8 protein-coding genes are annotated in these 8,048 nt (G+C 37.7%); 1 reads left to right on the top strand and 7 read right to left on the bottom strand.

Features of this window, described 5'->3' with window-relative positions; genetic code table 11:
* Positions 1 to 176 precede the first annotated feature (176 nt).
* The 7 genes from H5187_RS18330 to H5187_RS18300 form a co-directional block, all read right to left on the bottom strand.
* Positions 177 to 680 (bottom strand): endonuclease V, encoded by a 504-nt coding sequence (locus H5187_RS18330; protein ID WP_182719024.1) that lies wholly within the window; start codon positions 678 to 680, stop codon positions 177 to 179.
* A gap of 69 nt (positions 681 to 749) precedes the next feature.
* On the bottom strand, positions 750 to 1,313 hold the full coding sequence (locus H5187_RS18325; protein WP_182798136.1) for a hypothetical protein: 564 nt from the start codon (positions 1,311 to 1,313) through the stop codon (positions 750 to 752).
* Between the two features lie 32 nt (positions 1,314 to 1,345).
* Positions 1,346 to 1,696, bottom strand: a complete 351-nt coding sequence (locus H5187_RS18320; protein ID WP_182798135.1) for a hypothetical protein — start codon at positions 1,694 to 1,696, stop codon at positions 1,346 to 1,348.
* A 66-nt stretch (positions 1,697 to 1,762) separates the two neighbouring features.
* Positions 1,763 to 3,055 carry an ankyrin repeat domain-containing protein gene (locus H5187_RS18315; protein ID WP_182798134.1) on the bottom strand — a complete coding sequence of 431 codons (1,293 nt, stop codon included), beginning with the start codon at positions 3,053 to 3,055 and terminating at the stop codon, positions 1,763 to 1,765.
* Between the two features lie 14 nt (positions 3,056 to 3,069).
* Positions 3,070 to 3,582 carry a hypothetical protein gene (locus H5187_RS18310; RefSeq protein WP_182740553.1) on the bottom strand — a complete coding sequence of 171 codons (513 nt, stop codon included), beginning with the start codon at positions 3,580 to 3,582 and terminating at the stop codon, positions 3,070 to 3,072.
* The gene (locus H5187_RS18305; RefSeq protein WP_182794669.1) at positions 3,575 to 4,753 is read right to left on the bottom strand and encodes an ankyrin repeat domain-containing protein; all 1,179 of its coding nucleotides are present in this window, start codon (positions 4,751 to 4,753) and stop codon (positions 3,575 to 3,577) included. Before H5187_RS18305 ends, H5187_RS18310 begins: the two co-directional genes overlap by 8 nt.
* A gap of 453 nt (positions 4,754 to 5,206) precedes the next feature.
* A complete protein-coding gene (locus tag H5187_RS18300; protein WP_182719031.1) occupies positions 5,207 to 5,563 on the bottom strand; it encodes an ankyrin repeat domain-containing protein in 357 nt (118 codons plus the stop codon).
* A gap of 240 nt (positions 5,564 to 5,803) precedes the next feature.
* Here H5187_RS18300 and H5187_RS18295 point away from each other — a divergent pair, with 240 nt between their 5' ends.
* Entirely contained in the window at positions 5,804 to 7,912 is a 2,109-nt protein-coding gene (locus H5187_RS18295; protein ID WP_182798133.1) for a TonB-dependent siderophore receptor, read from the top strand.
* Positions 7,913 to 8,048: the final 136 nt, after the last annotated feature.

The raw sequence follows: 8,048 nt of genomic DNA, 5'->3' as shown, positions 1-8,048 counted from the left end.
TGCGACGGCGAGATTATTTGGAAGGACTAGCCTATTTCGTACAGGTAGTAGTGCAAATCGATTGGAAAAATATGGATGTGAGTGATGTAATTGAAACTTAATAATTATTTTTGGGGATCCCTTAGTATCTAACGGGTATTTACACAGTTTTTACATCCATACCTTTGCTATTCGTTTTAGGTAACAATGCCTCTAGCTAGCTGGTCAACGTATTTTAATAAGGTTGGGTGGCGATTTTTACCATGCATGTGCAGTATGTGTTCTTTTGCTTGTTCAAGATCAATTCCCACACTGCTTATATAAAGAGGATTTTCACTTTTTCCTCGCAAAATTCCAGCTTCTTTTGGTGTATCGACAAATGATCTTTTGGCTACGCCAATAACGGGAATCTGTTGTTCAAGTGCTTCATAAAGGTGCATGCCCAGACCTGGCTTTTGTGCACTACTTAAAGTGACATAGCCATCAACAATGATGATATCTGGTTGAGTATCTAAAGATTTTAGTACGGACAAAATACACGGTAACTCGCGTTTATAAAACTGCCCCGGTTCATAGGGAGCAATATTTTCAATGGTGTTGACTTGCTTTGCTGTTATTTCTTCGTCGTGCCAGTTTTCAAATAAGATACCGGCAGCAATAGCTGTGTCGTCGTAATATTGGCAATCAATGGCAAAAATCAATGTGTACTCCTGTTAAATTATATGTGTCGTAGTGCTTTATTAATAATCACGGCTTTAATTTAAGGCGGCTTAACAGCCGCTTATATCAAGCTTAGATAATGCAGCGACTCGCTTATCTGTTATAGCTACTATGGTGTTAATGGTTGCGGTGTAGGTGCGGCTGTCGCATTCTACCGATGCGCTAAAATCATTAAATGTGACTTCTACGGGTTGCTTTATAAGTCTTTCTGTACCATGACTTAAACGTTGCCAGTTTTCTTTACCTGCAAATAGTTCGTCTAATTGGGGAGCTGATAAACGTATAAAAATAGCCTCAATCGACGATGTATAACGTCCATGAATGATAGCGGGCAACTTACTGCGCGCTAATCGAGTTGGAATAATACGGATGTTGATAATATCGCCGCTTGCTTGAGTTGGGCTTGCCATATCAAGCTGAATTACGAGTAGTCCACGTATTGTAATTGGCCCGTTGAAACGATAGCGATATAGCTCAGGATTTTGCTCAACTAAAGTTAACGCTTTGCTGTATTTTGAAAAAATAGCAGGCTCAGAGGCGTAGCTTTGAAAAGCAAATATATTAAATAGCAAAATTAAGTATAGACTCAGGTGTTTTAAATTAGTCAATCTCATTCGTTATCTCTAAATTAGTGTCTAGGGTTAATTTACTTGGCTGTTTTTTGTTGTGCACTTAAGCGTTGATAGTGCTGTTTAGTTTGACCATCACTAAACACTGCTTTATTGACTGTTAATGCAATTAAGGTGAGCTTGATTGGGTGTGTTAAGTGTTCACTGCGTATTACCAATATACAATTTTTATCAAGCTGCCACTTTGCCGTCATTTCAGGCCTTTGGTGTAACCACGAATGAAATATACCTTCTCTCTCTAGTGCAAAGGTATCAAAATAGGAGTGCCCCAAACTTCGGTAGCTTCCGATTAAGTCATCAGGTTGCCATTGACAAGCAATTAAAGGTAAGGGGCATAAAACAAGTAAGCTTAGAAAACGCTTTATCATCTTTTTATCCTTAATGATCAGCTTCGGATACGAATATTACTATTATTTAGTTATAGATCTCGTATTTCACTTTGCTTGGTGTTCTTTTGCTAATAAAAATGCCAGTATATCGGCCTTTTTATCATCATCACTGGCACAAGCTGCAGGTGTTTGTTCCTTGTTGTTTAGTGTGTTGACATCAGCCCCATACGCTATAAGTATTTTTATTCGTTCTAAATTAACAACCGCTCGGGCTGCTTCATGTACATAATTAGATGCAGCAAGGTGTAAAGGTGTGTTACCTTCCTCATCGGTTTGGTTGATGTCTGGTCGAAGCATAGCTAACGCCAGTTTTAATGCGTCTGGGTGTGCTTCTGTTACTAAATTTTCCATTGGGGTAGAGTAATGCTTTTCACATCTACTGTCGTGATTAATCTGATAAAGATCAGGCTGTCCCTGTAGTAATAAAGAAAATAGCGTTAATTGATCTTTTCTAACCCCATGGTCTGTAAAGCGAAATAATACACTATGGCCTTCTCTATCTTGTTTTTCATAATCAAAAGCGAGTCCATGCTTAAGTAAAGCACTCACAAAATCGGGATTGTAACTTGTAACTGCTATTTCTAATAAATCAAAGCCATCAATATCCGTTTTTTGAATATGTATATCAGCGCCTAACTCGATCATAACGTCTATACGCTGTGTTGCTTCACCTGATTTAATTAAAGCAATGATAGGGGTTTCGTCTATTACATCACGGTGATTAATATCTAATCCTTGGTCTATAAAATAGGTTAGATATTTTTTAAACGTATCTATGTCTACTTGTTTACGCCATTTCACTATATTAAAAAGAAAGTTTTGTTGAGCGTTATTCTCGTACATAGGGTCACACCCCTTTTCAATTAAGGCATCGAGAATCGACAGTGGTGTGTTAGGTGAAAGCGCTTGTGTTAATAATTTTCCCCCTTTGGCATTTAAATTTCTACAAGCGTTTATAAATTTAACTAATATGGCACATTCTTCTTCGCTTTTATGTTCAAAGTACCTTAATTCATTTTCTAATATTAGCAGTGGAAATGATTTTTTTTGATCGACTTTCAGTTTTGGTTTTTCGGTTGTTGAATTGATGAGACTTTCAATATCAATGTTATTAAAATCGACTTCCTCCTCGTCCCCCATATTTTTTAGCAAATCGAGCGACACGATATTTTTTTCATCTAATAGCAGCCAAAAATCCAAGGCAAGCCAATAGGCATGTAGATTTTGTAAAACAAACGTCTCATTCAATACTTGTATAATTTCGCTATCGCTGAGGATTTTTGCTATTTGTGTCGCGAGATTAAAATCCTTCGACTCGAGTGCTTGCTGCAATGTCATTAATCATCCTTGCTTTAAATTATATCAGGCGCGAGTTTTAATAGGGCACCCATTATATATTCAGTCACTACGGCTTCAGCACTGGAATCGGTGCTAAATTCATCGGTTTGTTGAGGATAAATACGTTGATACAAATCACTTAAATCAGCAGTGATAGTGACGCTGCTTTTTTGTGATGCAAAGTTTGTCGCTAGTAGCATCATAATAATATCGCGAAAGTGGCTACTGTCTTTGTCTTGGTCGGTTGCAGGCATTAGCCGATCACGTTTGTTATTAAGCAGTGTTTCAAACTCTTTAAGGAAATCTTTACTGCTACGCTCTTTTATCACGAGTGCTTGAAGGGCTTTAAGTTGCTCTGCGCGAGATTGTTGCAGAGCAATCGCAGCAACCGCTTTACGAACATGGTCACTGGGTTCTACTTGAGGAAATAGCATGGGTGCGTAGCGTGCAGCATCGGCGGCTTTCCAATAACCTTTTTTCATATCGCGTGCGATTATTTCAAGTAATGGGCGTTCTTTTCTATCCATTTTGTTGCGCCTGTTTTGCTATTAATAACATTTCGGTGATTTCGTTAAACCCTTTTTGATTACTATAATCAATAGCTTGTTGTTCAGCTTTGTTATAAATCAATGTATCGCAACCGTGTTTTATTAATTCTTTCACTATATCTTTTTTACCGCCTACCGCAGCATAATGTAATGCGCTACTACCTGCGGCATCAAGTGCATCAATATCAGCCTCTTTCTCAAGTAATAGCTTAATCATACTTAAGTGACCTTGTTTAGCTGCAACATGTATTAGGCTTTCGCCTTCACAGCTAATTGCATGATAGTTATCATTACTATAATTTAGTTGTTCGATAACTAAGTCTAAATATGAATTGAGTACAAACTCTTTATTGGTATTTTTACTGTAATTTACATCGACGCCTGCATTTAAAAATGCTGAGACGATATCTTTTTGGTTATTAGCACACGCAAGCCAAATAGACGATACGCCTTCATTAGATTCGATAAGCGGATCAGCACCTTGCTCTAGCAGGTATTTAACAAGCATATTGTTGTGTTTAGTGCAGGCAATGAATAACGGTGTATAGCCATCGTCATTAGCGATATTTATATCGCTACCATGTTCTAGTAGCAAAGTGACTAAGTGTTTATTGATTAATGCTGTTGCTATCAATAACGCGTTATTACCATTTTTGTCACTGTGGTCAATATCGGCGCCTTGATCTAATAAATTGCTTACAACATCACGTTTTCGATTACTAACCGCCAGTAATAATGGACTGTCTGAATTTGTATTGGTTAAATTGATATCTAATCCGGCATCAATTAAAGGGCTTAATAACGCATTTTGGCCTGTTATGGCGATTAGGTGAAGTAGACTATTACCTTGGTAATCACTAATATCAGGACGGGCTCCGAGTTCAAGTAGCAACTCTGCTGCCGGCTTTTGTCGAGCCTTTATAGCCATAAATAAAGCCGTCCTACCTTGATGATCTTCATAGTCAATTTTTGCTCCACTTTCCAATAGCTCGGACATTATATCAACGTATCCGTTAGCCGATGCATAGTGCAATGCTGTACAGCCGTGCGAATTAGTATAATTAGGATCAAGGTCTTTTTCTTGTGATAAGAGCAACTGAGCAATACGGCGATTACCGTCAGCGCATGCTTTAATAAATGATTCTGACATATCTTTCCTTGTCGATTATGAGTGTAGCGTATAACGTGTTATTAATATTTTTATACTAGCAAGAAATAGCATGATGAGAAAGCGAGTAAGCCGCGCAGGAGCTGAAGTTGCCATCTCCATGAATTTATATATTACAAATATTTTCAATTGGTTACACTACATTTTTGTGTGCAATTCAATACTACACAAGCAGTTTATGAACTTAATCTTATTATGAGTTAAGAATGAACGGTTCGTGGTGTTGTCAATTATTTTGGTGTGCTGTTCAGCCTGCTTTGGTATTTTATTTCGCGGTTTATTTTTATTGGGATTATAAAAACGTCTTGGTTTAAGATGTTGTGGGGAAGTGAAAATTAAGTAAAACTACTGCGTTTTTTACAACCCCTTACCTATACTCATTTAAGTAACAAAGAGTTAGTCGCCCAAGGCATTTTGATAGCGCGTGTCTGAAATTTATTCGAAAAACTCGATCCTCATTCTTTCAGAACAAAGTAACTTATATATTTTATCGTTTCCATTTACTTGAGCAAACTCCTCTGGGGTCAATCCTTGGTTATCTTTTGATTCTAATAGTTGCCCACGTTTACAAAAAATACCGGTTCCGGGTAGAAGTGATAATAAAAACCAAATGATATCTTCATCTCCTCGCAGAGCAGCATAATATATAGCGGAGCGCCCGGTACTGTCTTTTTTAAACATTTCATCATCTATAGCAAGACTTTTATATTCGGAGTATATGAACTGCTTAATTTTGTCTAGGTTTAAATTCTCAATACTTAACATTAATTCTGTTTTGCCTGAAATATTCATATAATTTATTTTATTCCATAATTTGGCTGAAGTTAGTATTTTCGTTTTTCTTTAAATTGTATTTTAATAACTTTGTAATATTTATTGCAAGTAGGGTAGCGTTTTTTGCCTTGTTTGTATAGAATTCTAAATGATAACTATTATTGCCTACATCTTCAGCTAATTGCCTAGTAGGTTACATTTAAAATTTTTTTGAGTGCAAACTTAATTGATTAAGCTGTGTTATATCTAAGAGATAGAATGAATACAATTAAACGAATCCAAATATCAGCGCTTTCAATTGCGATAAGTGCAATTTTATCACCTTCAGTATACGCAACTACGGCGTCATCAAGCATTGAGAAAATAGCTGTTTCGGGTGTTAGGCAAGCTTTTCGCGGCGATGTGCCTTTAAGTGAACAACCACAAAGTATTGAATTTATATCTGCAGAAAACCTTGATGATGCAGGGGTGACCACACTCACAGATATATTTGATTTAACGCCGAGTATTTCTGAACAAAATGATTTTGGTGGATTGTGGGAAAGCTTTGCAATACGTGGTTTAGTAGGTGATGAGAATATTCCTTCAGGCTTTTTAATTAATGGCTTTTCATCTGGTCGAAGTTTTAGCGGCACCCGTGATACCAGTAATATTGATTATGTAGAAGTGATGAAAGGCCCAGGCTCTGCACTTTATGGCCGCTCTGAGCCTGGTGGTACTATTAACATTATTACTAAAAAGCCACAATTTGAAGAACAAGGCTCTGTAAAAATAAGCGCAGGTAGTTGGCAAAGTTATCGCGGTGAAGGCGACTACACTAATGCAATTACCGAACAACTCGCCTTTAGAGTAAACGGCGCGATTGAAGAAAGTGAAAGCTTTAGAGACTACCACGAAAATAAAAAAACGGTGATAACGCCTTCAATATTATGGTTAATTTCCGACACAACAAAGTTAAATTATGAACTAGAATATGTCGACCAAAGTGTGACGTTTGACCGTGGTATTGTTGCCGTAGACGGAAAGGTAGATGCATTACCCATTGATACTTTTTTAGGTGAACCAAGTGATAAACCAACAGAGGTTGATGCGATTTCTCATCAACTTACCTTTGAGCACCAAATAGGGCAATGGTCGCTTTTAAATGGGTTTAGCTATAGCGACTCTAAATTTATAAGCGAATCGAGCGATGCAGAACTGGCACCAGGGCGGCAGGTTTACTTTACTGATGGCGAAACTTTAAGTAGACAACATAACGAGCGCGATTTTCAAACTAAAAATATTTCTGCGCGTACCGAGCTTAGTGGCAGCGTAACAGCAGCTGGGTTTACCCACCATTTATTAATAGGTGCCGACGCCAGCAAGTTTGATTTTGACAAACTCTGGTACAGATATCGCCCTACGCTTGAAGATACGCGCTATGCAATCAATATGTATAACCCTGTGTATGGGCAAACAGCACCCGAAGGTTCACTTTTATACAACAGCACTGAAGTACAGCACAGTTACGGGGTTTATATTCAAGATCAAATCGACATCACTGAGCAATGGAAAATGCAAGTGGGCGGCCGTTATGATTGGTTTGATCAGCAAATAGATAATCACATCAATCAAAGTCAGTCTAAGAGTGACCAAAGTACATTTAGTCCACGGGTTGGTTTAGTGTACTCCTACTCAGACGATATACAATATTACACCAGCTACTCTGAAGGTTTTAGGCCAAACAGCGGTTACGACATAAATGGTGATGCATTTAAGCCGGAATCAACAACCTCTATTGAGGCGGGTATTAAATTTAGCACCGATACCCTAAATGGTAGCTTTACCGTATTTAGCGCCGAAAAAAGCAATATGCTAACTACAGATCTGCAAGCGGGTGTGTCGACAGCATTAGGAGAGGTAACTAGCGAAGGGGTTGAGTTTGATTTGCACGGTTATATTACAGAGCGCACCTCATTTGATTTTGCCTATACTTACACCGATGCAAAAACAGCAAACGATACGGTTAATACAGATTGGTGGGTAAAACTGCCAAAAGGTAGCCCATTACTAAATATCCCTAAACATAGTGCAAATGTGCGCCTTAAAAGAGATTTAAATGACTTAATCGATTTAAATGCGACTATTGGTATAGCTTTACAGTATGAAGGTGAACGTTTAGGTGAAACAATTGATCCTACGTATTACTTACCTTCGTATACGCTGGTGAATCTGTTTGCAACTTACAACGTTAATGATGATGTGAGTGTACAGTTAAATGTAAATAACGTTCTGGATAAAGAATATTACTCAAACTCTTACTCTGCAATTTGGACTCAACCCGGTGAGCCGGTAAATTATAAGCTGAGCTTAAAATATAGCTTTTAATTTATAGTAAAAAACCATTTAGCCGCAGTACTACTGCGGCTAAATGGTCTCGTGTGTATTGTCAGTTGGGCTTTACTAACTTGTAGCTAACTGCGTGACTTATATTACAAAACCGCATAAAACAATACTTTGTGTA

It is taken from the genome of Pseudoalteromonas sp. SG44-1 (assembly GCF_014164315.1).
Classification (GTDB): domain Bacteria; phylum Pseudomonadota; class Gammaproteobacteria; order Enterobacterales; family Alteromonadaceae; genus Pseudoalteromonas; species Pseudoalteromonas rhizosphaerae.
Note: the sequence above shows the minus strand (reverse complement) of the source record. Positions and strands in the feature narration are given on the sequence as shown.

What these genes read in the sequence shown, in the direction of transcription:
- H5187_RS18325 (WP_182798136.1), bottom strand. Translation starts at nt 1,313, where the DNA reads ATGAGATTGACTAATTTAAAACACCTGAGTCTATACTTAATTTTGCTA.
- H5187_RS18320 (WP_182798135.1), bottom strand. Translation starts at nt 1,696, where the DNA reads ATGATAAAGCGTTTTCTAAGCTTACTTGTTTTATGCCCCTTACCTTTA.
- H5187_RS18315 (WP_182798134.1), bottom strand. Translation starts at nt 3,055, where the DNA reads ATGACATTGCAGCAAGCACTCGAGTCGAAGGATTTTAATCTCGCGACA.
- H5187_RS18310 (WP_182740553.1), bottom strand. Translation starts at nt 3,582, where the DNA reads ATGGATAGAAAAGAACGCCCATTACTTGAAATAATCGCACGCGATATG.
- H5187_RS18305 (WP_182794669.1), bottom strand. Translation starts at nt 4,753, where the DNA reads ATGTCAGAATCATTTATTAAAGCATGCGCTGACGGTAATCGCCGTATT.
- H5187_RS18300 (WP_182719031.1), bottom strand. Translation starts at nt 5,563, where the DNA reads ATGAATATTTCAGGCAAAACAGAATTAATGTTAAGTATTGAGAATTTA.
- H5187_RS18295 (WP_182798133.1), top strand. Translation starts at nt 5,804, where the DNA reads ATGAATACAATTAAACGAATCCAAATATCAGCGCTTTCAATTGCGATA.